This is a genomic window from Metabacillus schmidteae, assembly GCF_903166545.1.
Taxonomy (GTDB): Bacteria; Bacillota; Bacilli; order Bacillales; family Bacillaceae; genus Metabacillus; species Metabacillus schmidteae.
This window is the reverse complement of the sequence record NZ_CAESCH010000002.1, coordinates 171047-195742: the sequence shown is the minus strand read 5'-3', so window position 1 is coordinate 195742 and position 24696 is coordinate 171047. Positions and strand designations below refer to the sequence as shown.

The window sequence follows — 24696 nt, the reverse complement described above, 5'->3', positions numbered from 1 at the left end:
GTTAATGGTAGGAAATCATTTGTAGATGCTCTATTATTTCAAGCTCTTCAATGTGTTTAGGTTCACTTGTGCTTTTTTCAATATTGGCAAGACATTCATCCAACGAAATACACATTCCACTCTCAACTAGCATGAGCATTTTTTTGACTGATGTAGGTGTAATATGCGCAGGCGGAATTGGTGATTTGGCCAAATCCTGTAGTATTTTAAATCGGAGCTGATCAAGCTCATAAATCGACATAGGCGATTTGAATTTTACCTGAGACTTTCCTTGCCGTTTGTGATGATCCTTTATAATCTTCCTCATGACAAGAATATATACACCAATCGCCAGAACCATTTGACCAACTGCAATAGAAAAAACAATTAGCTTTGCAGCATTAAGAAAAGCACTTAGAGATAGGGTTACGATCAATATAGCGGTAATTATACCTGTTATATACAATAGGTGTTGTTTCAAAGGAATTGAAGGTTCTATTACATGGCTCTTTCTTGACTGATAGTCTTCATAGCCACTCATCAAGGTTGCAAGTAGTTTTTGTACATGTTGTAAATGAGATGTTAACTCCTGACCTATCATAAGTATTTCTCCTTTTAATGATTTCTTTCTAAGCTTCCACAAATAATTTTTCGTCCATTTTTTATTTCGGCTAAAATGTAAATTTCTTTAGTAGAAATTCTTCTATATTAGTAATTTTGATACCTAGTAAGCACGAGGCCGAAAGCAAAAGCATAGAAAAAAGGGAGCCTAAGCTCCCTTTTTCACATTATGCACTCTTTCTTTTTTGTATAAACAAAATGGCACTACCGAATGCCACTACAATCAACCCTATTAAGAGAAGATTATAGATCATTGTTGCTGTTTCCGGTAATTGATTCTTTTTACTTTCTGTATTTTTCTTCGTTTTTTCAATGTTCACTGTGTCTGGTTGACTTGGTTTGTTTACTTTATTTGGCTTCGATCCTGTTTGCTGTTTATCTCCATCAGGCACAACTACCGGTGGTGTTTGTTCATCATCTTCTGCATGTAAAAAAAAGAAAATCGGTTTTTCGATATACTCTTCATCCGTCTCAATTTCAAACTGAAAGACGATTTCCTCTTCATCTGCTGTAGTAAAGACAATTTCATACATTCCAACTGGAAGAGTGAATAAATCAACAGCGTCTTCTCCTGTATGATCCCACAGCATACCGTCTTCATCAGACCATCCGTAGAAGTATTGTTCTTCTGTGTCAGGATCAATTCCGTATAAATCGAACATGACGTCAACTGCAGGCTCTTCTTCTGTGTCATACACATATAAACTAACATCTTTCACAGATCCTTCGACAGGCAATGTTTTGACATCTCCGAACAAGTAGCCATAATACTCAGCTGATTCAACCATAACTTCCACATAATAAGTGGTATTTGGTTTAAGGTCAGTAAATTGGTAATTTGTTTCGGCGCCTGACAACTCGATTTCTTGTTCTAAATTCTCACCTTCGTTTGTATAAAGGTTTAGCTTGTATACTCCGTTTTCCGCTGGTAAATCATGTGGCATCATTGGATCCCATGAAACGGAAATGGTTGTTTCAGTAACCTCATCAAGATAAAGCTCCGGAGTGTTATCGACATCAAGATTGACCTGAACATCATATTGCTTTAATTCATCAATTACATTCTGAGCCTCTTCATCTAATGGTACTCCATATAGAGATAAAAACATCAGATTATATAATTCTAGTAATGGAGATAAATCCGTTACATTTGTTTCATCTAAAATGAGATCTGACAGGTTTTCAAACTGAGCTAAAAGTGAAAGATCCTCAACTGGATTTCCTGTTAAATCAAGCATAAAAAGGTTGCTTTTTGACGCAAGCAATGGTGATAGATCTTTTATTTGATTGTTTGCCAGATTAACAATAGCTAGTTTTGTTAATGACGATAAGGCTGAGATATCTTTAATACCGTTGTTCTGTAAGGTGATATCCGTTAAGTTTTTCATTCCTTGTAAGAAGGATAGATCTTTCAACTGATTATTATCAATGCTAAGTGATTGCAGTTTTTTGATGCTTTTCAAAACAGAATAATCTTTAATTGGCGTGTCATCGATACTTAAATAATATAGAGATGGTAACTGTACTAATGGTTTTAAATCTAAAGCTGTAGAATTTCCATACACATAAAACTCTGATAAATTTGTCGCATATTCCAAGCCGGTTAGATCTTGAATATCCTCTTCATATAAATATAATGAATGAAGGTATTCCATATCGCTTTCCTGTACATCCCGCTCTAAGCCAAGCTCTGCTTTAATAAGCTCATGTAAATTTTGATCTTTAAAAGGAATGACTTCTCCTATTGGTGCATCCCAGGTTGTTTCTGTTACTGTACGGCTGAAAAGCAGCTCTTTTTGAGCATCATATGCATGTACTTCGATTTCATATTCAGTGTTTGGCTTAAGTTTCTGTAGCTTTAAATATGACTCATCGCCAGGTAAAGTTTCCTTAAGCTTGCCATTCACATACACTTCATATGTTGCAATTTCCTTTTCACCATAATAGTCAATGTAAAGCTTTATGAAATCCTCTGTCACTCCTCCTACGTAGACATCAAACCATTCTTCTTCCTCATTGCCTTCATACTCAACAGTTACTCCACGATTTTGAAGAGTCTCAATCACTTTCATAGCGCCCGAAATCCCTGTTAAGTCAATACCATAAAGAGAAAGATAATCTATATTTTCCATATCTACTAAACGATCAATGCTTTCAAGCGATGTAAAGCTTAAACTTAGATCTGTTAGACTTTGTAACTGCTCCAGACCTTCTATTGAAGTTATTGGATTTTCATCAACATATAGTGTTGTTAAATGATTTAACTTCTCTATCCCTTCTAAGCTCGATAATTTATTAAGGTTTAGAGAAAGATAGGTTAATCCGTTTAAAGAAGGCAGTGTAGCCAGGCTTTTCAACTGATTATTTTCTAATGATAAATCTTCTAACCTTTGTAAGTTAGCTAAGAAAGATAAATCTTTTACACCGGTGTCGCCTAACCCTAAACTGATTATGTTTGTTAACTCACGTAATGGACTGAAATCTGAAATAGGATTTCTGTCAAGATATAAATATTCCAGATTTTTCAGTGAAGCTAATTGCTCGATGTTTGTAATTTTGTTTGCTGATAGGTATAGATATTCCAGGTTTGTTGCCTTTTCAAGTCCTGTTAAATCTGTAATTCGTTTGCGTTCAAGACTTAACTCTTTCAAATGCTTCATATCACTTTCAACAATGTCACGATCTAAACCAAACTCGTTTTTGATAGCTTTTTCTAAAAGTGGGTCATTAAAAACCACTTTTTCTCCAATTGCAGTTGAGAGTGTTTGGAAGGACTCTGTTGCTTGTCCAATTTGCGCACCTTCGCTGTTTAAAGCAAGGATTTCTACTTGATAATTCGTGTTTGCTGTAAGGTCGTTAACCGTATAAGTATGTTCATCTGCAGAAACTGTTGCAACCTTACCATCAACCTTAATTTGATACTCGTCTACCTCTTCTTCTCCTTCATATTCCCATTTAACCACTGCTTTGTTTTCATTTGCTTTGATTGATGAAATATAAACATTAAAATAATCGTCATGTAAAATGTCTACATTTGCTTTCTCAAAAGCGGCTACTTCCTCTTTTAAAAGAAAATAACGATCACCATACATCGTAATGGTAGCAAGAGATAGATCCTTAAGTGGCATAATTGTATCTAACTCAAGGTAACTAATATTTATATCCTTTAAGCTTGTTAAGCCAGCCAAAGGAGAAAGATCTGTTACCCCAGTAAAGCTGATATCTAGAGTTTCTAATTTGAAAAGTCCTGAAATCGGATTAAGATCCTTAACTAGTGTATCAGCCAAAATTAATGTTTTTAGGTTTAGTAGCTTTGTTAAAAATTCAACCTTACTTCCTAAGTAGTAGGAAATATCTAAATACTCAAGCTTTGTTAAATCTTTTAATGGATCGGCATTTTTAATTTCGTTTCCAGCTAATTCGAGTTTTGTGAGGTTAACTGCCTTTTCTAATCCTGTAAGATTTTTGATATTTTCATAGGAAGCATCAAGCTCTGTTAGCTGCTCCATGTCTTGCACAGTTATTTCCTCACTCTGAATTCCTAATTGGCGCTTGATGACACGCTTTAACGCTGAGTCAGGAATGGAGACAGTCTCTGTGGCTGCAATGTTGATTTGCTTTGAACTCAATTTTCCTTGAGTTTGAATTTCATTAGAAGTACTTTTTGGCTCTTCCTTTACTTCTTCCTTTACTTCTTCCTTTACTTCTGCCTTTACTACAGCCTCTTTTGTTCTAACTGTTTGTGAGGCTTCTGTTACTACTTTTTCTTTTTGAATGGCACGCAGATTTACTGAATAACTGGTCCCGCTTGTTAGTCCTTGTAATTCATGTGAAGTTGCTTTATCAAATGAATCAATACTCTTACCATTAACGATCAATTGATATGATTCAGCTTGTTGCACTTCTGACCATGAAACATTCATCGACGTTTCGGTTATATCCTTTATATGTACGATTATTTCCTGAGCATTGTTTTGATATGTTACAGTGAGAGGCTCGGTTTGAATAGGAGTTTCACCAGTTTTTTCTACTGTGTAGATGTATTCCCCATCCTCTACAACATCTGTATCAAGAAGCTGGTAAGTTCTCTCCATTTCTTTTTGTTCATTTAAAACTGTAGACAGTTGTTTAATTGATTCTACAGAAAGCTCTTCGTTATTTTTCGCAACACTAAAGCTTTCTTCATCAGATGCTGTAGTGACTGTTTTCCATTGAAGTTGAATGCCTTCTTCTGTGCTCACAGCAGGTAAAATGGTGATGCTATTACTTTCCTCGGCATCTACACTTTGTACAAAAGGTACAAAGATAGAAAAAAGCAAGGTGAAAACTAGTAATAATGTAACAAACCGATTTTTCAAATTCGTCTTTCCTCCTATAAAAATCTATATTTTAACAAATAAATTATAATTTTTTATTTTAAATCTGCCAATCTTATTATTTAGACAAATTTCTACAAAGGCTGTAACCTTTTGATTTCCGCTTGCGTCTTATAATTGGAAACATTTTTTTACAAAAAATGATTGTGATAATAGTCACAGAGCAATATAATCTTTATAGGCTATTATGAAAATAAATTTAAAAGGATGATATAGAATATGAGAGAACGCAAAAAGAAGAAGAAGTGGCTATGGATCACTTTAAGTGTAATTGGACTTCTTGTTTTAGGTACAGGCGGCTATGCTTATTATTTATATAAATCAGCTGCTGATACTGTGGCAAGCATTCAAGAAGACCTTGATAGAGATAAGTCTGAGAAACGTACAGAAAAAGTTGTATTCGAAGAAAAGGATCCAATTTCGATCCTGTTAATGGGTGTAGATGAACGGAAAGGTGACCGCGGTCGCTCTGACTCGTTAATTTTAATGACAGTGAATCCACATACAAACACGACTCAAATGGTGAGCATACCTCGTGATACGCGAACTGAAATTGTTGGAAAAGGTAAACAAGATAAGATCAACCATGCTTATGCCTTTGGTGGAACAGAAATGGCGATTAACACTGTAGAGCACTTCTTAGATGTACCGGTCGACTATTTCGTAAAAATCAACATGGAAAGCTTTAAAGATACAGTTGATGCCGTTGGTGGTGTTGAGGTAAATAATACACTAAATTTCTCTTACGAAGGTTATGACTTCACTGAAGGATTGACTACACTAGATGGAAAAAAAGCATTAGCATATACTAGAATGCGTTACGACGACCCACGCGGTGACTTCGGTAGACAAGAACGCCAACGTCAAGTGATCGAAGCCGTTATTAAAAAAGGCGCTAATGTTTCATCTATTACAAAATTCGGCGATATGTTCGGTGTTGTCCGTGATAACGTAAAAACGAACCTAACATTCGATGAAATGTGGGATATTCAAGCAAATTATAAAGCAGCTTCCCAAAACCTAGAGCAATTTCAGGTAAAAGGCACAGGCGATAAAATTAATGGTATCTACTATTATATCGTTCCTGAAGAAGAACGTTTAGCATTATCAAATCAGCTAAAAGAACATCTCGAAATCAGCAAAAATACAGCAAGCACAAACTGATTTTAGGAAGTTAGTCCTATTTTACAAGGACTAACTTTTTTTATGTCATTTTTTGTTATAATTTAGTAGAATGGGGAATTTATTCATAAAATAATGTTGGCTGGTGTTCTCGAAATCTACTAGTCATAATTTGTTGTGGAATCCATATTCTTTAAAGAAATCATCTGTAGGGAGGGATCATGGTGGAATTTATTGGACTTATTATTCCTATAATCATCACCGTATATCTGGCAATTGATGCTCCAAAACATAACCGAAACCCATGGCTATGGGGGATCTTAGGCTTGATATTTGGACCGATTGTGTTAGGTATATACTTCATTGTCACTGGCAGAAAAGTGGCAGGCTGGATCATCTTAGTTATTTGCATTTTACTTATTATTCTTTCTATTGTGTTATTCTCATTCGCTGCTTACCTTATTTTTAATGGTATGTAATGTGGACCGCAGGGACAGGTTCCTCGTCCCAAGGGGACAAGGAACCTGTCCCCCTGGTCCTAATTATAATCCCACACAATTTTCCACTCACCCTCATGCTGGACGGCATAGACCTCCTGCAGGATTATAAATGTGCCAAATTTGCTTTTAAATTGTTGTTCTGCGCTCAATCGGTATGCAGTTGAAAATGCCTCTTGATCCTCGGCCATTTTCCAATTTTGAATCTCTTCTTCCTCTACGATTTCATACTCAAATGTTGATACACCGTAATGACCCATGTAGATGTGTGAACGCTCTGTTACATAGGCATTTTTTGAAAAACGCTCCTGCATAACAGGATGAAATAGTTCCCACGCACTTCCAAAGTCACCTTCCTGTTCATAATGATAAAATCTTGAGACAACATCCTCAGGATCACTGTTGGAAAAACCCGTAAATAATCGAACAGAGACGACTAGCACGGTCATGATCAAGATAATTACAATAACCAATGGAATGGGATTTCTTCGACGTCTTCGCAATTTGCTACACCTCGCTGTCTGAGTAATACAAGGTATGTAACGAATTGGACAGATATTCTTCTTACCTATTGTAAAAAAACTGGTATAATTGATGTTTGAATATTAACTATTAGAAATGAGTGATGAAATGAAAGATGGCATTTTATTTCTAGTTGAGGTCATGAACAGTTTGCATGATATTCTAATCGTGATCATCAATGACATGTTAGGCTTACAGATGACAGACAAAGACATGCATTTTTGGATTATGGGTGTAATCGGAATGGTCACATTTGCTGCTGTCTACATGATCTCAAAATGGCTATCACAATTTCCGTTCGGTATTCATTTAATTGCTTTTTTATATACCTTAACATTTATGTTCGTCCTCGTATTCGCTATTGAAATTCAACAAGCTATTACAAACAGAGGAAATATGGAATTTGCCGACGCCATTGTTGGTTTATGGGGATATTTTGCTCTATTCTTTGTGTATGCTGCCATCATGGTGTTCATTATCCTGGTTAAGGCGTTGTTTAAAAAAGGAAAAAATAAAAAAGACGAATTGGATATGTAAGGAGCAGCGGAGCCGTTGCTCTTTTTTTGTGGTGGTCCGGGGGGACAGGTTCCACGTCCCATCTCTGACATACCAAGCTGTCTGAGATTGTAGAACTATGAAGGAAATTGTCGAATCGAAGATAAAATGTGAAAAATCGAAGCTAAACACCCTAAAATCGAAGCTAAATCCGATAAAATCGAAGCTAAACACCCAATAATCGAAGATAGGCCCGGTCCAGGGGGACAGGTTCCACGTCCCTACTCATGCAAACTAGCGGACAGGTCGCTACCCAAGGCTTCTTTTTTGCCAATCCGAATGTAAAAGCCCCTCCTCTTGATTATAACCTGTAAAAATGGACCAAACTAAACAAGAGAGGAGGAATACAAAATGGATTTTAGAAGAATCACTATTTTTGCCTTTATCTCGTTGTTTATTTTATTCTTAGGGAGTAAATACACCTTTACTGGTGCTGAAAAGCCTGTCACGATTCATAGTCCGCAAAGGGAAATTTCAAAAGAATTATCCCAGCCGAATAAAACCGTTTTTTATCAAACACATGTTGACCATGTTGCTGTAACCAATTCAGGCTATTCTCTTGAGGAAATAAAAGAAAACTATAAAGGTAAATTCGAGGAGCTTCAATCAAAGACAAATGATCAACTTGACACCTTGGTTGAACACGCACTACATGATTTCAAAGCCTACATAAACGGGGATCATTCCGATGATGATTCGCTAAAAGCACTCTATCAAAGCTATTCTGCCCAAGGGCAAAAGATTGAGCAACAAACAGAAAAAGACTTTCAGACTATATATAAAAATCTAGTCAATGAGCTCACACAAAACGGCTATCCAAAAGATGCCGCCAAAGAATTCAAACAAATATACGAGCAACAAAAAGAAGAACGAAAATCAGAAATACTCAAACAAGCATTTTCCATTATTCAAGAATAATGGACCGAGGGGACAGGTTCCTTGTCCCAATAAGGGACAAGGAACCTGTCCGAGACCACTGAAAAACACCCCCTAAATAATGGGAATATGTAAAAAAACAGTATAATAAAAAAGAAAACCCTCCTATTTTTGGTATAATTGAATCGACCAAGAAACAATTAATCAAAAGAAGGAAGGTTTTCTTTTTATGCTTAAAGACAAAGATATGCAATTAAGCATCTATTCAGTATTATACAATAAAATTCCTGAAAATCATCAACTTAAAATTCTTAGAGACGAATTAGATTTTAGTTTTATTAATATAGAACTCGAAAAAACCTACTGTAAGTATTATGGTAGACCAGCAAAAGAGCCTGAACTTATGGTAAAACTTTTAGTCTTACAATATCTTTATAACCTATCAGATGAACGTGTCATCGAAGAGGCTTCATTGAATCTTGCTTACATGTATTTTCTAGGCATTAACCCCGAAGATGATCTACCTCATCCAAGCCTTTTGACTAAGTTTCGTAAAAATAAATTAGAAGGAAATTTAACGATTGATGACATCATCTCTAAAATCGTAAAACAATGTGTAGATAAAGGGATTATACAGGGAACGGGAATAAGCATTGATACAACTCACACAGCATCTAACACATTTAAATGTACCGCAGAAAGAGTAATGAAGCGTCTAGCTAAAAAGATTTTTAAAACTGTGGAGAACGAAAACGGTGAAGTACCGAAGGAAATAAATCAGGAGATTCCAGATTATAAAGAAATAAAAGATCATAAAGAAGCTAAGGCAACCATGAAGTCTTATCTCGAAGAGATAATTTCAAGTGTAGAAGAACATACAGATATACAAAACAACTCCAAGGTGAAGGAATTACTAGAGGTTACGAAAGAAATTCTGGAGGACCCTAAATTTCTGGAACAAAAAGGAGTTCGGTCCATTGTAGATCTAGACGCTAGAGTTGGACATAAAAGTAAAACTTCCCATTTCTTTGGTTATAAAACAGAATTTATGATGATACCGAAAGAGCGAATTATAACAGCAGTTCATGTTGATAATGGGGCCTATGTGGATGGTAAAATGTTTGACGAGTTATTAGAACAAACAAAAAAAGGCGGTATTTTCATAGAAGAAATATTTGCCGATAAGGCTTATTTTCGTAAGATAATACTAGATAGAATAAAAGAAATTGGAGCTAAAGCATACATACCAGTAAGTGAAATGGCCTATAGAGTAAATGAAGCACTTTACAGCTACAATAAAGATTCTGATGAATGGTTCTGTATTCAGGGGAATATTTCCGTAAGGAAATACCACAAAAAGACTAAAAACCGACAATCCTATCGTTATTACTTTGGAAAGGAAACTTGCAGAAGTTGCCCGTTTAGAGATGTTTGTATTTCTGGTAAAACTGTAGCAAAAGTTTTAGAGGTTGGGATCAATACTCCAGAATTCTATGAATACAGCCAACAACAAAAGTCAGCTGAATTCAAAGAAAAATATCGGGAAAGAGCTTCTCACGAATGGAAAAATGGTGAGATGAAGAATTTCCACGGGTTAGATCGTGCCAGGGGGTACGATCTAAAAAGCGTGGCCTTACAAGCAAAATTAACTGCATTAGCAGTAAATTTAAAGAGGATAGCAGCGATACTATCCTCTAAAAAGTCAGCTATAGTCATTTTTTATTCCATTTTCTTGAAATATATAGTTGGAATCCGTAAATTTCATAAAATGAGTATTTAAAAAGGGCACTTTTTCAGTGGTCTCAACCTGTCCCCCTGGACCTACATTCCCGCCAATTTCTTTTTCAAGTCTGTTTCCATCATTGCTAGGTCCTGTTCTGCTTGAAGGCGCTTGGCACGGCCTTCGGCTTGAATGCGCAATGTTTCTTCTAATGTTGAAACTAAATGGTCTTGGACCTTTTTTAATGTGTCCACGTCTACAAGTCCGCGTTCATTTTCCTTCGCTGTTTCCACTGTGTTGACCTTTAACATTTCTGCATTTTTCAATAGTAAATCATTCGTCGTTTTAGACACTAGCTTTTGAGCTTCAACCGCATCCTTTTGGCGAAGTAGTGTGAGTGCAATAGCTACTTGGTTTTTCCATAGTGGAATCGCCGTTGTGATCGATGATTGAATTTTTTCCACTAATGCCTGGTTGGCGCTTTGAATTAAGCGAATTTGTGGAGCACTTTGCATTGTGATTTGTCTGCTTAAGACAAGATCATGTGTCCGCTTTTCCAAACGATCGGCAAATTGCATAAGATCATTGACCTCCTGGAAGGCCATTTGGTCCTGTGTGAGCTCAGCTTTTTTCTTTAGCTCAGGTATTGTTTTCGTTTGTAATTCTTCAAGCTTGAGTTCACCAGCTGCAATATAAACATTTAGCGCATGGAAGTATTCCTTGTTTTGCTCGTAAAGCTGTTCAAGTACTTGGATATCTTGAAGTAAGCCTGTTTTCGAATGATCGAGCTTCACGCTGATTCGATCGATTTGAACACCGGTTTTTTGGTATTTTGTTAATACCTCTTGAACGGAGTTAGAGATTTTCCCGAACATTTTTGAGATAAGTCCGCGTTTTTCAGGCTTTAATGCATCAGGACTCACTTGTTCGAGCTTTTTCATTAAGTCTCCGATAATTTGGCCAATTTCACCCGTATCCTTTTTTTGGACATGATCAAGCATGGAGTGTGAAAAATTCAATAGCTTAGACTGTGCTTGTGTTCCATATAGGGCGATAGCCTGCTGGTTTTTCGGATCAATTTGCTCTGCAAGCTGAATGGCCTTTTTACGGTTTTCCTCCGGTAAAACATCAAGCAGTTTTGCCGGCTTTGCTGAATCTGGTTCATTTTTTACAACAAGCTCCTCTTCTCCAAACGGGTTTGAGAGCAGTTCATCAAGTGGATTGTTACTCATAAAAGTGCCTCCTCTTATTTTTTCACTGATTTATCAATTGTTAGCTTTGCGACATCTAATTCAAAATTCAACTGAGATATATCCTTCGATAACACATCATGCAAATCCTGTTCGAGTGATTCAGAAAGCTGTGAAATAGTACGACGTGTTTCGGTTAATGATTGTGATAGTTCACTAGTTTTCGCCGGCTGACTGGCTAAATATGCGTATTTTTCACTTAATTCAACGAGCGAATCTAAATGTGAATAATAAAATGATTCAGCTAAGTAAAAACGCTTCGGTTCTTTTTTCGTAATTGTATAAATTCTATTCACTACGCGGTACATCTCGATATTTTGCTTAATCGTTGAAATCGTTCGTATGCTAAAAAGTGCCTTACGCAGACGTTTTATTTTTTGATCCGCTTCTTTCAAATGCCGCTTAATATAGGCAAATTCTTTTCTCGATAGCTGATTCTGTTTTAAAAATTGCTGATGAGTGAGCGCTTTTGTTGAAAAAAATACAGCAGTCCCCCCGCCAATGGCATATGCACTTGACAATAAAAACGTCTGATCTAATGGAAAAAAGCTTACCAGCCATATCGTTCCCGTTGACATGGTTGCAGCTGTTGATTGTATAAAAAAATGGACAACTTGCTTCATCATCATCGTCTCCTATTGATAACTTCACTTCTTACTAATTAGTACGAATGATTCGCGGAAAAAGTTTCATTTATTTCTTATGACTTGAATATACTTCAGCTTTTGACTAAAATCTAATTTTGTATACTTTGCTCATTATAAAAACTTAGTTTAATATATAGTATGGATTAGAAAAGAATGATAGGTGATGAAAGTGGAAGCAAGACGTAATGACCCGTGTATATGCGGAAGCGGGAAAAAATATAAAAAATGCTGTATGAAGAAATCAAGCGTGATTCAGCTGCATGAAGTAAAAGAAGAACGTTTTTATCAACAAAAGCATATGCTTACGTTGAAAATAAAGGACTTCGTATATAAAAAAATCCCAGTAGGTCAGCAATACAAATTACATAGTGAATTTAAAAGAAGAACAGAGCACTCTTTATCTAATAAAATTGAAAACCAATTTTTTGATTTTTGGCTTGTTTTTTTCTATCGCTATGAAAATGGATTGCGCGGTATTGAATGGTTTTTGTCAGACCAGGGAAAACGTCTTTCACAAGATGAATACGAAATGGCCCAAAACTGGAAGTCTTTAACTCCAAAACTGTTACAAGCAGTTGACCAGGATGAAAAGAGCGTAATGTTTAAGGATATGCTTACAAATGAAACATTTCCTTTAGCAAAAATAGAAGAAAATCTCTCTGGCTCTGTTGCACCGTGGAGCGGCACATTCGGGCTCATTGAACCATTTGACTCTTTCTACTATTTTAATGGAGTCAGAGGCATCCATGCTCCAGATAAGCTCGAAAATGCTATTCAAATTGTAACCAAGCTCCAAAACGAGAAACAACTCACTCCAGAACAGATTTTGATGGAGTATTATCCTGAGGTACTTGCAGCCTTTAATACGGATAAAAATCGAGAAAGTACTGAAACAAGAAACATCACGCAATATATTAATAAATATGAAATTGTTAATCAGCAGGCACTGTTTGATGTGCTTCAATCCCAGCAGCAATTTTTAATTGATAAATGGGAAAATCAAATGAAGGTAAGCAATTGGGTGAACTCATGGTATCAATATACTGACAATGCCCTTACAGAACCTATTCAAATAGGAAATGTAATTGGAACACTCACAATAGAAGATAATGCTTTAACATATATCACACTTGAAGAAGAGTCTATAAATGAACTTCATCATATATTGAATGCTGATATCATCACATTGTCAGATCAGCAACAGAAAACAATCGAGGTTCCAAAGACCGTTGAGATGAAAAACACGGTAGCTTCCTTACCAGAGGGCGCACCACAATACATGCTGCTTTACGCCAACCATGATGTTCGTCTGGATTTGGATATTAAAATTCCTCATTTAAATGACAAATCAGTGCATGACCTTATCAATGAAGGGCAAATAGATAGAGTTGAAGCCTATTTGCAGCAGAGAGAAAATAATTTATATACACAAGCACAACGCGAATTCGGACAAATCGAGATCACAGCTGATTTCAACAGTGTTCGTAAAGAACTCGGCCTTCCACTTTCACCATTTGTTACGGGTGGAGCTGAGCGTATAACAACGATCAATGAATTTAACTCTGCAACTGAGGAAAAATCACTTGTAAAAGAAGAAGACATACCTGTCTATGAATTATTAGGATTTACTCCTGCAACAGTGAATACCTTTTATTCAGAAGACCTAGTAACCTTCTTCAAAGAAAAAACAGACGGAAAATCAGATCTTACTCTAAGAAAATATCGAAATTGCTTATTTGATTTAAGAGAAATTTTAGAAGGACATGCTGTTGAAAGCTGGGATGCATGTGACGAGAATGTTTGGAAGCACGTATGCTTAAAAGACCTCCCTTCCCTTTATGATCCGATGAGCAAGACCGTTGTGAAAGATTTTATGAGTACAATTAAGGCTCTAGCGAAATGGCTTGTGAAAGAAGGAAAAGCTGCTACTATTTCAAAAGCAGTAAGTAATGTTGCTAAAGATGCTGAGGAGCAATTAGTAGAGTATGTAGAAGGACAAAAAGTAAAGTAAGTTTTTATTAAGGGACTGTCCCAGGGTATCAGGGACAAGTCCCTTTGTTTTTGAAAAATGAATCACGAAGTAGAAGTGGCTACGGGGCATTTAGAAATGATGGTTAAGAAGCTAGTGTGAGGCACCTGTTCTTGTATTTCTATCGATTTTTTTCAAGATCGCAATCACATCCTGATTCTGAGCAACTTCTATGCGATCCAAGTGCTGATTCACTTCGCTAAAGCCTTTTTTCATTTGCACTTCTACCTTTTCAAATCTTTTATCCATCCTGTTGAATCTTTCATCCATCCTGTCAAATTTTTTATCAACCCTGTCAAACTTCTCTCTCATTTCAGTAAGAATTTGATTCAATAGCTTTTCCATTCTATTTCACCTCCTTTTCTTTATTATACAATCTAGTCAATCTCATTCATACTTTACAATTATAAAGTTTTTATAAAAAGGCTGTTTTCACAAAGGTTGTGGCTTTTAAAACACTATTTTAACTCTATAGCCATCCATGAAGCGCAAAAATCAGCGCTTCACCACAGAGAATGAAAATGATTATAAACCGTCAATACTGTTTCTACGGCTGGGAGAGGAAGGTCGATAAACTATGGTGCGTGAGAGCCCATTCTATAGTCTGACTCCAACGACCACGGTGCACCACTGACTGTCGCTCCCTTACGGGAAGCACACATGGTAGATTAATCCCATTCTGGTTGCTGCACCAGCCTCCAATAATTATTTGTGCCGTAGAAAGGATGTTTTTTATGGATGTAGTCATTGAAAAAGCATGTGGTATGGATGTTCACAAGGACAATATTACTGCATGTATTATGACACCAGAAGGAAAGGAGATTCAAACGTTTTCTACTAAAACTGTATTTCTATTACAGTTGGTTGACTGGATTAAACAGCATAATTGTACCCATGTTGCTATGGAGAGCACGAGTGTTTACTGGAAACCAATTGTGAATTTACTAGAGGCTGAAGATATTGAGTTTTTGGTTGTCAATGCCCAACATATTAAGGCAGTTCCAGGACGTAAAACAGATGTCAAAGATGCAGAATGGATTGCAAAACTTCTTCGTCATGGACTTTTAAAAGCCAGTTACATTCCAGATCGGAACCAACGGGAACTCCGTGAACTGGTTCGGTATCGTCGGAGTATCATTGAAGAACGTGCTAGACAACATAATCGCATACAAAAGGTGTTAGAGGGTGCAAACATTAAGCTAGGCTCTGTGGTTTCAGATGTTATGGGTGTTTCAGCTCGGGATATGCTTAACGCTATTGCCGATGGTGAAGACGATCCTGAAAAACTAGCAAACTTCGCTCGACGTACAATGAAAAAGAAGAAAGATGAATTGGAGCTCGCACTTAGAGGATATATCAATTCGCACCAACGTCTTATGTTGAAAACCATTTTAAAGCATATTGATTTTTTGACTGAGCAAATCGATATGTTAGATAAAGAAGTAGCTGTAAGAGTAAGTTCACATCAGGAAGATGTCGAACGACTAGACTCTATTCCTGGTATAGCTACAAGAATGGCTGAACAAATATTATCAGAAATAGGGACTGATGTTAAGAAACAATTTCCAAGTGCAGCTCATATGTGTTCCTGGGCAGGCTTAGTTCCTGGACAAAATGAAAGTGCTGGAAAAAGGAAATCAGCCAAAACTAAAAAAGGAAATAAGTATTTAAGGTCAGCATTAACAGAAGCAGCTCATTCAGTAAGAAGATCTAAAAACTATCTCGGTGAACTGTATAGACGTACAGCTTCACGAAAAGGCAGGAAACGAGCAGGAATAGTTGTGGCTCATGCCATATTGAGAATAGCTTATTACCTCTTAACTCGTAAAGAAATGTATGTAGACTTAGGCGAAGACTACTTTGATAAGCAGAGAGAGCAATCCATTGTACGACATTCCCTGCGGAGACTCGAAAGTCTAGGCTACACAGTTACATTACAAGAATCTGAAGCATCTTAATCAATCCAGTCCATTTTCTACAGTAGATCAACGGATTAGACGCACTCTCCTTATTTAAAAAATGAATGAGCTGCGTTTTATTAAGTATTGCCTTTTTTTATAAATTACAGAAGTTTATTTTCATGGTAGTTGAATGGAGCGGAAGACACTCGACTCCTGTGGAAAGTGAGGAAAGAGAGTGTCTGCAGCGCAATGAAACGAACCAATTTTCAACTTTTATCTACATCAAAAACAACAAAGTATGCAAAAACAGCCTATAAAAAAGAAGAGCGCGAAAACTCGCACTCTCCCTAAGCAGCAACCTCTTCAAAGTCAGCTTGACCAGATTTTTTCCTCATAAAAAAACCAATCACAACTCCCACAAAAGCCGGTAAAATCCAGCCTACACCCTGTTCATAAAGAGGAATAACCCCTAATACATCATTTAACATACCATTTAAAAACGTCGTATTAATCGTTTCAATCACACTAAATACAGCTGTAAAAATCGTTGACACCAAATAAACAGAATGACTCACCAGGTTTCCAGCAAGCCCCAGCAAAATCAACACAACAGCGATTGGATAAATCGCTCCTAAAATTGGAACAGAAATAGATAAAATCTGATTTAAACCTAGGTTTGCTACCAATAAACTTAGTACAGCAAGAATCACTGCCCATTTTTTGTACGACAGCTTAGGAAATAGAGACGAAAAGTATTGGCTACAAGAAATGATAAGCCCGATACACACGCATAAGCATGCAAGAGTAAACAGTAACCCAAGCAGGATAATGCCTATGCTGCCAAATAATTCATTCATTACAATAGTTAATACACCTGCACCATTTTCAGCTTCACCAAGACCTGCACTTGAGGCACCTAAAAATCCTAGTATCGTATAAATGGACGCAAGTAATATTCCCGCACCAAGTCCCGCAAAGCCCATATATTTAGAGACAAGCTTTGTATCTGATACACCTTTTGCTCGAATGGTATTCGCAACAACAATTCCAAACACTAACGCAGCTAGTGCATCCATTGTTAAATAGCCATCCATAAATCCTTGGAAAAATGAATTATCTTGATACGCACCTGTTGCTTCTGAAAAAGCACCCATCGGTGTGACAAGACTTTTTACAAAAATTAATGCTATCATGATTAACAAGGTTGGCGTTAATAGTTTTCCAAACCGATCAACTAGTTTAGAGGGTTGTAAGCTTAACCATAGTGTTACAGCGAAAAAGACAACTGTGTACACAGCTAACATGGCTGGCTGATTCATTAATGATTCTGGTAAAAATGGCTTCATCCCCATTTCATAAGCAATCGAACCAGCTCTTGGAATCGCTAAACCAGGTCCAATGGAAACATAGATTAATAATGGAAATAAAAAGGCAAAAAATGGATGAACTCTGTTTGCAAGCGTATGAAAACTTCCTGCTTTGGCAACAGCTAGAACACCAAGAATTGGCAACCCTACTGCAGTTGTAATAAAGCCCGCGAGAGAAAGCCAAACATCTTCTCCTGCAGATCTACCTAAAAATGCTGGAAATATAAGGTTTCCCGCACCGAAAAACATCGAAAAAAGCATAAAACTAATAAAAATAAGTTCATTTTTCTTTAGCATGGTTACCAAGCTCCTTCATTATAATAGGCTGAATTATAACAAGGAGCCACTTTAAAATCTAGTCTATCCCGAATAGATAGAGTATTAAAACAATTATGATTATTCTAAAATAAGGATTCAACACTGGAAGTTATTATAAAATTTATTTTTTTCTATAAAATTCTTATAACTTATGCTAAACTATCCTTTGTGTCGAATTTTAGGGAATTTTATTAATATAGTTTTTCAGGAGGAAATTATGAATCAACATACATCCGGTAAGCAAACACTTGTTATCGGTTTAATGCTATTTGCACTCTTTTTCGGAGCTGGAAATATGATCTTCCCACCAGCATTAGGGCAACAGGCTGGAGAACATATGTGGCCGGCTATTTTAGGGTTTTTAATTACTGGTGTTGGCTTACCCTTTTTAGGAATTGTTGCGATCGCACTTTCTGGTAATGACATTCAAACAATCGGAAACAAAGTTCATCCTATATTTGGTCTGATTTTTCCGATTATTTTGTATTTAACGATCGGACCCTTTTTCGGAATCCCAAGAACCGGGACTGTTTCATATGAAATTAGTGTCATACCGTTTCTTCCAGACCAATTAGCAGACAAAAATACACCTTTACTGATTTATACGATCATTTTCTTTGGGCTTTCCTACTGGTTATCATTAAATCCGAGCAAGCTCGTTGATCGAATTGGAAAAATACTAACACCCGCTTTATTAATTATTCTTGTTATCTTAACCGGAAAAGCACTACTAACACCAATGGGAGATTTTCAAACGCCACAAGGTGACTATAAAGATGGTGCATTTTTCAATGGATTTTTAGAAGGATATTTAACGATGGATACCCTAAGTGCTCTTGTATTCGGCATTGTGGTTATCTCTACAATTAAAGAGCAGGGAATAAAAGACCGCATGGCCATTACAAAGATTTGTATAAAGGCAGGGCTCATTGCAAGCGCAGGACTTGTGTTTGTTTATGTTTCACTTGCATTTATCGGTGCCACGAGCGTATCAACAACAGGATATTTAGATAACGGCGGAGCCATTTTATCTTCAGCAGCAAGTATCCTTTTTGGCTCACTTGGAAAAGTCGTATTAGGGCTGGCCATTACGTTTGCTTGTTTAACGACAAATGTCGGCTTATTATCTGCCTGTGGAAATTACCTTTCAAAAGTATTTCCTAAACTAAGCTATAAACAAATCGTTCTTATCTTATCTGTTTTCAGCACATGTGTAGCCAACTTCGGCCTAACACAGCTGATTTCAGTGTCAGTACCGTTGTTAACAGCTCTTTATCCTTTAGCAATTGTCTTAATCCTTTTATCCTTTTTGGATTATGTTGTACCTACAAAATCAATTGTTTATATCATTAGTTTAAGTATCACAGCTGTTTTTAGTATTATTGATGGATTAAAAGCAGCCGGTGTGAATGTGGACGGATTACATTTAGATGTTATTCCGCTGTTTAATATCGGGATTGGTTGGTTAGTACCGGCGATTGCAGGTACAGTAGTTGGATATATCGTTAGTATTGTTAAAAAAGATTAACCCTGGGAGAATTGTTTCTTCTAGGGTTTTTTTTCGGCTGTTTTCGTATGCTTTGTTGTTTTGATAATGTAAAGTTGAAAATTATTGTAAAGAATTTATGAAACATCATACCACCCTTTATAATAGAAGGTAATTATGAATACATATTATTAGTGATTAATATAAAGGGGCTGAGAATTATCAAATATATCCGTTTAAAAGCCGCCATTAACCAAGAGCAGATACAAGATCGTATCCTCTATGATCCAGAGATTATCGAGCTTCATTTAACAGAGAAAAACCTTCATCACCCGGATGAAATAGTAAACACTATTCAATTTTTAAAAGCAAGGGGAATTCGTGTCTATCTTCATCACCCAATGAAGCATAATGGGCGCTATTTAGATATAATTAGCTCTAATCAGGAAATGCGGCAGTTCTATAACTGGTCATCAGAGCTGTTGGCCGCTATTTGTAGACAGGAACAGATCAAATGTATTGTCCATTGTCATTATTCTCAGTCTGAAAGCTCGGCGTTCACGGACATAGCAGCTCGATACGAAACAAGAAAGCGGATTGAGGAAATTCTCCATATGTGTGATACAACCTTTTTATGGGAAGATACAACACAAGGTATTTTTTCAGCCCAAAACCCTCATCTGCTAGAAGAAATTGTTCGTCCACTTCATCTGCCTTTAAATATCGACATTAGCCATTCTTTTATCGCATTAAATGGAAACAATCGAGCATTACAGAATCATCTAAAAACATATGCTCACTATGCTAACTATTTTCACCTTGTTGATTCACTTGGTGTAGAGCATGATTCATTACCACTTGGAAAAGGTCAAATAAATTGGGAAATGGTGAAGCCTTTCATTGGAGATAAGGATTTTATTTTTGAGATTGATTTGAGTGAGAGTAACTATTTGGACTGTCGATTGATGATTGAAAGCGCTGAGTATTTTAGTAGAATTTAAGAAAACAGTAGCAGATTCCTTTCCCGCTGCTGTTTTTTATTTATTTCCGCCGAACAATCTGGTAACCCAGTTCATTTACAACTGTCTTATACAACCGGTCCACAACCTGGTAATCCCAATATTCAAAGGACTTTTCTATACCGACTTTTCTACTAACCTCAGGCAATTGTTCAAATGATACAAGACAGCCGTGAAGTTTATTCTGCTCATCCTTCCAGCTTCCCTTTTCTATATGATGTTTTGTATCCCAGCCTCTAATATAATGAAATGCGTTCCAGCGTTCATGCTCAACTTCTGCCAGTCGATCACGGATTGGTTGGATGTGTTGATTAAATTCTTTTTCCTTTACAATGACATCACTGTCTGTTGCTTTTTTAACTGGAGTAAAACCTGCCATTACAACCTTTGTTAACGCATGTGCAGCTTGCTTTCGGTTAGATTCTTTTTTAAAGTCATCCAACCTTTCCCACTTCGATGGTACACCTTTTCCTTTATCTCTAATATAGTTTCCGTGTACCTGTTTCGCGGCCGTGTCCATTTTTTCATTGATGAAATAATCCTCATTTAACACATCATCCCAATCGCCAAAACAAATGATGTTCCCAAACTCATCTACATCATCATGTATCCATTGACTCATAAATGCTTCGTTTGCCATTTTTATCATGATCGGTTTTGCCGGGAATGCCTTTGACAGTTCCATTCCGATTGTCATGTTTATTGAATCATCCGGTAAGCTTACAATAATGTGTGAAGCGGAATGGAGCTTTTCTTGATATTCACTTACTTGCTCAGATTCAGCATCAAACTCCTCAAACTGCACATCAGCAATGTATCGAACCTTACTATGCGTTTTCTGCCAACGTTTCTTGAGTTTTTCTGCATCTTGATCAAAAATAACCGCCTTAAGCATACGTTTATTTAAAAAATGCGCACGCTCCAACGCCTCTAGCAACACAGCATTTCCTGTATCTCCAAATCCAATGATGGCTAACTGAAGCTCCTCTCCTTGCTGGTCCCGTACCCGCTCTTCATACCCTTTATAGAGCGGGTAATCTTCCCATAGCTTCTCTGCCAACAAACGATACGTATTCACAACCCGAACAGGGACATAATCTTGCAGAAACTTCGGTATGTCCTCATCTTCCTTGTTTTCAGCCTTAAGCTTAGCAACATATTTTTCAAAAATATCGTAGGAATGTTGATGTTGCAAGTGAAGGTATATTTTTAAGTTTAAAAATTCCTGCATTGATTTACTTTTGAAAAATTGATCCTTTAACTCAATTAACTCTGCTAAATTCTTTGTATCATCTTCATGAAACAGTAAATAATACCCGGCTTTTTTCAATCGACTTTTTTGATATTTTTTTCGATCGTTTGTCAGCACCACAACACCTAGTTCCTCAAGATCTCTTTTTTCAAGCTCCGTTATTGTATCTGCAACTATCACGACTTTTTTCTTTCTCTGCCTTAAATTTTTAGCAAGAATTTTCGTTTGCTTATGAAATCCATAAATCACATAATGCTTCCCAAATAATTGGTACCAAAAAAGTTTCATTGATTGACCAAATAATTTTGTTGCGACAGCGAAAATGGCTGAAACTGTATATAAAGCAGCTGCCCAGCGTGCAATTTCGATGGAGAGAGGAAACGTGGAAATAACTCCATCTGTTTGTGCCACGACTGTGTCTGTGTTAAAAGAGAATAAACGCAGGGTTGTATAAAATGCGTCTAATACACTCATTTCAACGGTGGCATATACTTTAAATCCGTAAGTACCTGTCGATAAGGCGATTACTAACAGCAGCAACTGAAAGGCATAGGAAGGGATGATCCAAAGAGCAATAATACCAATTGCTAGATTGATGATAACGATCCAAAGCAACACAGGATCCATCCAGCCAAGCAGAACATGCAGGATAATTAGCAGTCCAATGACAAGCCCTTCAAGGATTGAATAGGTTATAAGCTTTTGTCTTTCATTCATCTTAACTCTCGCTTTCTTGTATGATTCTTCAAATGTATTCCTATTATACTATTAATTAACAATAATTTGGTTGTGGTGTTGCATCATTTTAGGTCTGGTTACGTGGATTGGTTACTGGTTGCATCTTTGTGCTCTACTCGGTTCAATCTCACTCCTTCGCTTCGTTTTCAAATATATTGCAAAGAAAAACCCTTGCAGATCTCTCCACAAGGGTTCAACTTAACAATTTACGTATATCTCCTTCAGACACCGGCTTACTAAAGTAATAACCCTGTCCCTGCTTACAGTTATTTTCCAATAAAAAGGCGACTTGTTTTTCTTCTTCGATCCCCTCAGCAATGACAGTGAATTTCATAATATGCCCCATATCAATAATCGCTTTCGCAATTGAGCCATTGTGATTAGGATCCAGAATATCATCGATGAACGATTTATCCACTTTAATTTTATCAATCGGCAGATGCTTTAAATAGCTTAATGAGGAGTAGCCTTTACCAAAATCATCAATGGCAATTTTGACGCCAAGCTCCTTTAGCTCTTTTAAAATGACAATCGAATGATTGAAATTTTGCATAATGCTTTCTGTAATTTCAAGCTCGATCATGTCCGAATTCACATGATATTCATCCATTACTTGCTTCACACTTCTAACAAATCCCTGATCCTGCATTTGACGAACGGAAATATTGACAGCCGTCCTGATTGTACCAAGACCATCCTCCTTCCATTGAGTATGATCTTCACACACTTGTCGTAAAATCCATTTTCCTATCGGAACAATAAGCCCTGTTTCTTCTGCAAGGGGAATAAATTCAACAGGCGAAATAAATCCTAGCTTTGGATGTTCCCAACGAATTAAGGCCTCTACGCCAATGATGTTACCAGTTTCAAGTTCATATTGCGGCTGGTACACCATCTTAAACTCCCCAGTTTCAAGTGCTTTTCTTAACCCAACCTCCAGCTGCATTTTTCTTGTTGATTGAGTGTTAAGACGTGCATTATAGTATTGAAAGTTATTTTTCCCGCTCTCTTTGGCTAGATACATAGCAGTATCGGCATTTTTAATCAATGTTTCCTGATCTTCACCATCATATGGGTAAAGACTAATGCCAATGCTTGTTGTAATAAAGATCTCTTCACAATGGACGAAAAATGGACGGGAAAACTCGTCAATAATTGTCTGAGCAATTTTTTCAATCTCTTCCTTTTTCTTTCCTTCCAGGAGAATTAAAAACTCATCTCCACCTTGCCGGGAAACAAAGCCGTCACTTTTCACCGCATTCGTTAAACGATCCGCTACATCCTTTAATAAAAGGTCCCCTGTTGAATGCCCTTTTGTATCATTAATAACCTTAAATCGATCCAAATCCAGGAATAACACAGCAAGCTCTTGGTTTTTTCCATTCGCTGATAAACTTTTATTTAAATATTCTTTAAACATGTTTCGATTTGGAAGATTCGTAACAGTATCATAGTAAGCCATATTGTGAATCATTTGTTCTGCCTTTTTGCGCTCCGTAATATCCCGGCCGACTAGAAGCTTAGCTACTCTTCCCTCATATAAAATCTTCATGAGTGAGACTTCCGCATCAATAACAGCACCATTTGGCAGAGTTAGCTGACATTCAAAATAATCTTTTTCCATTTTGTCACTGTTATCCATCTTTTGGATAATCTCTTTTATCCTACTCAGATTGTCAGTAGAGAAAAGATCTAAAACATGCCGACCAATAATATCCGTGGAGCCAAGAAGATCACTTCCGGCTTTATTTATGAATACAAGCTTCCAATCCCTAATCACCGCAATAATATCCGGGGACATCTCTACTAACCCGCGATAACGCTCCTCCCGCTCCTTTTGCTCTGTTACATCAAATAAAACACTTGTAAAATCCACATAATTCCCTTTTTCATCATAAGTTGGAATCCCTCTATCACGAATCCAGCGGACTTCCCCACCCGGCCTAAGGATTCGATATAAACTTGTGACAGGTTTCTTTTTATTTAATTGCTCCAACCGTTGTTCAATCACCTTCTGATCCTCCGGTAGAACAACTTTAAAAGCTGATCACGATAAAATTCATCCAAGGAGTACCCATATAACTTTTCAATACCGGGCGTAATTAATAAATTATCTTTTTTTAAATCATGTGACCATATCGCAACATCTATTGAATCAAAAATATACTTTAACCGGTTATTACTATGTGTTAGTTCCTTCGTCGTTTTGTTCATACCATAAACAAGAACTAAAATAAAAACAACTGTAATTAGGGAGATGGTAATATGTAATACAGATAAAGCTACATGATTAATAAGAAAGAAAAAATCTGCTATTAGAGTCAGTATCTCAACTGCGACAAATAAGCTAATCAACAACCATTTTGATTTTAACAAAAACATGTAAATCCACCTACCATCCAAAATGAAGCATCTATCTTT

At 36.7% G+C, this 24696-nt stretch carries 19 protein-coding genes; 9 read left to right on the top strand and 10 right to left on the bottom strand.

Features of this window, described 5'->3' with window-relative positions; translation table 11 throughout:
- Position 1: 1 nt before the first annotated feature.
- Together HWV59_RS21850 and HWV59_RS21845 are read right to left on the bottom strand one after the other, a co-directional pair.
- Complete coding sequence (locus tag HWV59_RS21850) at positions 2-580, bottom strand: hypothetical protein (protein ID WP_175640258.1); 579 nt, start codon at positions 578-580, stop codon at positions 2-4.
- Positions 581-767: 187 nt separating this feature from the next.
- Complete coding sequence (locus HWV59_RS21845; RefSeq protein ID WP_175640257.1) at positions 768-4958, bottom strand: leucine-rich repeat domain-containing protein; 4191 nt, start codon at positions 4956-4958, stop codon at positions 768-770.
- 237 nt (positions 4959-5195) lie between these two features.
- On the opposite strand from HWV59_RS21845, the gene tagU reads away from it, so the two are divergent.
- Both tagU and HWV59_RS21835 read left to right on the top strand, forming a co-directional pair.
- The gene (gene tagU, locus HWV59_RS21840) at positions 5196-6140 is read left to right on the top strand and encodes a polyisoprenyl-teichoic acid--peptidoglycan teichoic acid transferase TagU (protein ID WP_175640256.1); all 945 of its coding nucleotides are present in this window, start codon (positions 5196-5198) and stop codon (positions 6138-6140) included.
- A 179-nt stretch (positions 6141-6319) separates the two neighbouring features.
- Positions 6320-6577 (top strand): hypothetical protein, encoded by a 258-nt coding sequence (locus HWV59_RS21835; RefSeq protein WP_175640255.1) that lies wholly within the window; start codon positions 6320-6322, stop codon positions 6575-6577.
- A gap of 59 nt (positions 6578-6636) precedes the next feature.
- Here the strand turns inward: HWV59_RS21835 and HWV59_RS21830 are convergent, their stop codons facing one another.
- Positions 6637-7098, bottom strand: a complete 462-nt coding sequence (locus HWV59_RS21830) for a hypothetical protein (RefSeq protein WP_175640254.1) — start codon at positions 7096-7098, stop codon at positions 6637-6639.
- 127 nt (positions 7099-7225) lie between these two features.
- On the opposite strand from HWV59_RS21830, the gene HWV59_RS21825 reads away from it, so the two are divergent.
- The 3 genes from HWV59_RS21825 (at position 7226) to HWV59_RS21815 (ending at position 10328) form a co-directional block, all read left to right on the top strand.
- Positions 7226-7654: a hypothetical protein gene (locus tag HWV59_RS21825; protein WP_102230850.1), complete on the top strand. Its 429-nt coding sequence runs from the start codon at positions 7226-7228 to the stop codon at positions 7652-7654.
- A gap of 369 nt (positions 7655-8023) precedes the next feature.
- On the top strand, positions 8024-8590 hold the full coding sequence (locus HWV59_RS21820; protein ID WP_175640253.1) for a hypothetical protein: 567 nt from the start codon (positions 8024-8026) through the stop codon (positions 8588-8590).
- A 187-nt stretch (positions 8591-8777) separates the two neighbouring features.
- On the top strand, positions 8778-10328 hold the full coding sequence (locus HWV59_RS21815) for an IS1182 family transposase (RefSeq protein ID WP_175640252.1): 1551 nt from the start codon (positions 8778-8780) through the stop codon (positions 10326-10328).
- Positions 10329-10369: 41 nt separating this feature from the next.
- On the opposite strand, the gene HWV59_RS21810 is transcribed toward HWV59_RS21815, so the two are convergent.
- Together HWV59_RS21810 and HWV59_RS21805 are read right to left on the bottom strand one after the other, a co-directional pair.
- Positions 10370-11500, bottom strand: coding sequence for a toxic anion resistance protein (locus HWV59_RS21810; RefSeq protein ID WP_102230848.1), 1131 nt, complete (start codon positions 11498-11500; stop codon positions 10370-10372).
- A 14-nt stretch (positions 11501-11514) separates the two neighbouring features.
- Positions 11515-12141 carry a 5-bromo-4-chloroindolyl phosphate hydrolysis family protein gene (locus HWV59_RS21805; protein ID WP_175640251.1) on the bottom strand — a complete coding sequence of 209 codons (627 nt, stop codon included), beginning with the start codon at positions 12139-12141 and terminating at the stop codon, positions 11515-11517.
- A gap of 187 nt (positions 12142-12328) precedes the next feature.
- Between HWV59_RS21805 and HWV59_RS21800 the strand changes: the two genes are divergently transcribed.
- Positions 12329-14176, top strand: coding sequence for an SEC-C metal-binding domain-containing protein (locus HWV59_RS21800; protein ID WP_175640250.1), 1848 nt, complete (start codon positions 12329-12331; stop codon positions 14174-14176).
- A gap of 111 nt (positions 14177-14287) precedes the next feature.
- Here the strand turns inward: HWV59_RS21800 and HWV59_RS21795 are convergent, their stop codons facing one another.
- On the bottom strand, positions 14288-14539 hold the full coding sequence (locus HWV59_RS21795) for a hypothetical protein (protein WP_175640249.1): 252 nt from the start codon (positions 14537-14539) through the stop codon (positions 14288-14290).
- 389 nt (positions 14540-14928) lie between these two features.
- Between HWV59_RS21795 and HWV59_RS21790 the strand changes: the two genes are divergently transcribed.
- Positions 14929-16152: an IS110 family RNA-guided transposase gene (locus HWV59_RS21790; RefSeq protein ID WP_175640248.1), complete on the top strand. Its 1224-nt coding sequence runs from the start codon at positions 14929-14931 to the stop codon at positions 16150-16152.
- A 290-nt stretch (positions 16153-16442) separates the two neighbouring features.
- Here the strand turns inward: HWV59_RS21790 and brnQ (HWV59_RS21785) are convergent, their stop codons facing one another.
- Complete coding sequence (gene brnQ, locus HWV59_RS21785; RefSeq protein ID WP_175640247.1) at positions 16443-17759, bottom strand: branched-chain amino acid transport system II carrier protein; 1317 nt, start codon at positions 17757-17759, stop codon at positions 16443-16445.
- Between the two features lie 238 nt (positions 17760-17997).
- Between brnQ (HWV59_RS21785) and brnQ (HWV59_RS21780) the strand changes: the two genes are divergently transcribed.
- Together brnQ (HWV59_RS21780) and HWV59_RS21775 are read left to right on the top strand one after the other, a co-directional pair.
- Positions 17998-19308 (top strand): branched-chain amino acid transport system II carrier protein, encoded by a 1311-nt coding sequence (gene brnQ, locus HWV59_RS21780; protein WP_175640246.1) that lies wholly within the window; start codon positions 17998-18000, stop codon positions 19306-19308.
- Positions 19309-19460: 152 nt separating this feature from the next.
- Positions 19461-20267 (top strand): TIM barrel protein, encoded by an 807-nt coding sequence (locus HWV59_RS21775; protein WP_175640245.1) that lies wholly within the window; start codon positions 19461-19463, stop codon positions 20265-20267.
- Between the two features lie 40 nt (positions 20268-20307).
- Here HWV59_RS21775 and HWV59_RS21770 read toward each other — a convergent pair whose 3' ends face one another.
- The 3 genes from HWV59_RS21770 to HWV59_RS27155 form a co-directional block, all read right to left on the bottom strand.
- Positions 20308-22254 carry a hypothetical protein gene (locus HWV59_RS21770; RefSeq protein ID WP_175640244.1) on the bottom strand — a complete coding sequence of 649 codons (1947 nt, stop codon included), beginning with the start codon at positions 22252-22254 and terminating at the stop codon, positions 20308-20310.
- Between the two features lie 214 nt (positions 22255-22468).
- Positions 22469-24286: a sensor domain-containing protein gene (locus tag HWV59_RS21765; protein ID WP_235991865.1), complete on the bottom strand. Its 1818-nt coding sequence runs from the start codon at positions 24284-24286 to the stop codon at positions 22469-22471.
- Positions 24283-24657 carry a PAS domain-containing protein gene (locus HWV59_RS27155; RefSeq protein ID WP_235991864.1) on the bottom strand — a complete coding sequence of 125 codons (375 nt, stop codon included), beginning with the start codon at positions 24655-24657 and terminating at the stop codon, positions 24283-24285. The genes HWV59_RS21765 and HWV59_RS27155 overlap by 4 nt, the downstream gene beginning before the upstream one ends.
- Positions 24658-24696 lie beyond the last annotated feature (39 nt).

Coding starts and splice junctions, on each gene's coding strand:
- tagU (WP_175640256.1), top strand. CDS start 5,196: ATGAGAGAACGCAAAAAGAAGAAGAAGTGGCTATGGATCACTTTAAGT.
- HWV59_RS21790 (WP_175640248.1), top strand. CDS start 14,929: ATGGATGTAGTCATTGAAAAAGCATGTGGTATGGATGTTCACAAGGAC.
- HWV59_RS21820 (WP_175640253.1), top strand. CDS start 8,024: ATGGATTTTAGAAGAATCACTATTTTTGCCTTTATCTCGTTGTTTATT.
- HWV59_RS21815 (WP_175640252.1), top strand. CDS start 8,778: ATGCTTAAAGACAAAGATATGCAATTAAGCATCTATTCAGTATTATAC.
- brnQ (WP_175640246.1), top strand. CDS start 17,998: ATGAATCAACATACATCCGGTAAGCAAACACTTGTTATCGGTTTAATG.
- HWV59_RS21770 (WP_175640244.1), bottom strand. CDS start 22,254: ATGAATGAAAGACAAAAGCTTATAACCTATTCAATCCTTGAAGGGCTT.
- HWV59_RS21810 (WP_102230848.1), bottom strand. CDS start 11,500: ATGAGTAACAATCCACTTGATGAACTGCTCTCAAACCCGTTTGGAGAA.
- HWV59_RS21800 (WP_175640250.1), top strand. CDS start 12,329: ATGAAAGTGGAAGCAAGACGTAATGACCCGTGTATATGCGGAAGCGGG.
- HWV59_RS21835 (WP_175640255.1), top strand. CDS start 6,320: ATGGTGGAATTTATTGGACTTATTATTCCTATAATCATCACCGTATAT.
- brnQ (WP_175640247.1), bottom strand. CDS start 17,759: ATGCTAAAGAAAAATGAACTTATTTTTATTAGTTTTATGCTTTTTTCG.
- HWV59_RS21850 (WP_175640258.1), bottom strand. CDS start 580: ATGATAGGTCAGGAGTTAACATCTCATTTACAACATGTACAAAAACTA.
- HWV59_RS21795 (WP_175640249.1), bottom strand. CDS start 14,539: ATGGAAAAGCTATTGAATCAAATTCTTACTGAAATGAGAGAGAAGTTT.
- HWV59_RS21805 (WP_175640251.1), bottom strand. CDS start 12,141: ATGAAGCAAGTTGTCCATTTTTTTATACAATCAACAGCTGCAACCATG.
- HWV59_RS27155 (WP_235991864.1), bottom strand. CDS start 24,657: ATGTTTTTGTTAAAATCAAAATGGTTGTTGATTAGCTTATTTGTCGCA.
- HWV59_RS21825 (WP_102230850.1), top strand. CDS start 7,226: ATGAAAGATGGCATTTTATTTCTAGTTGAGGTCATGAACAGTTTGCAT.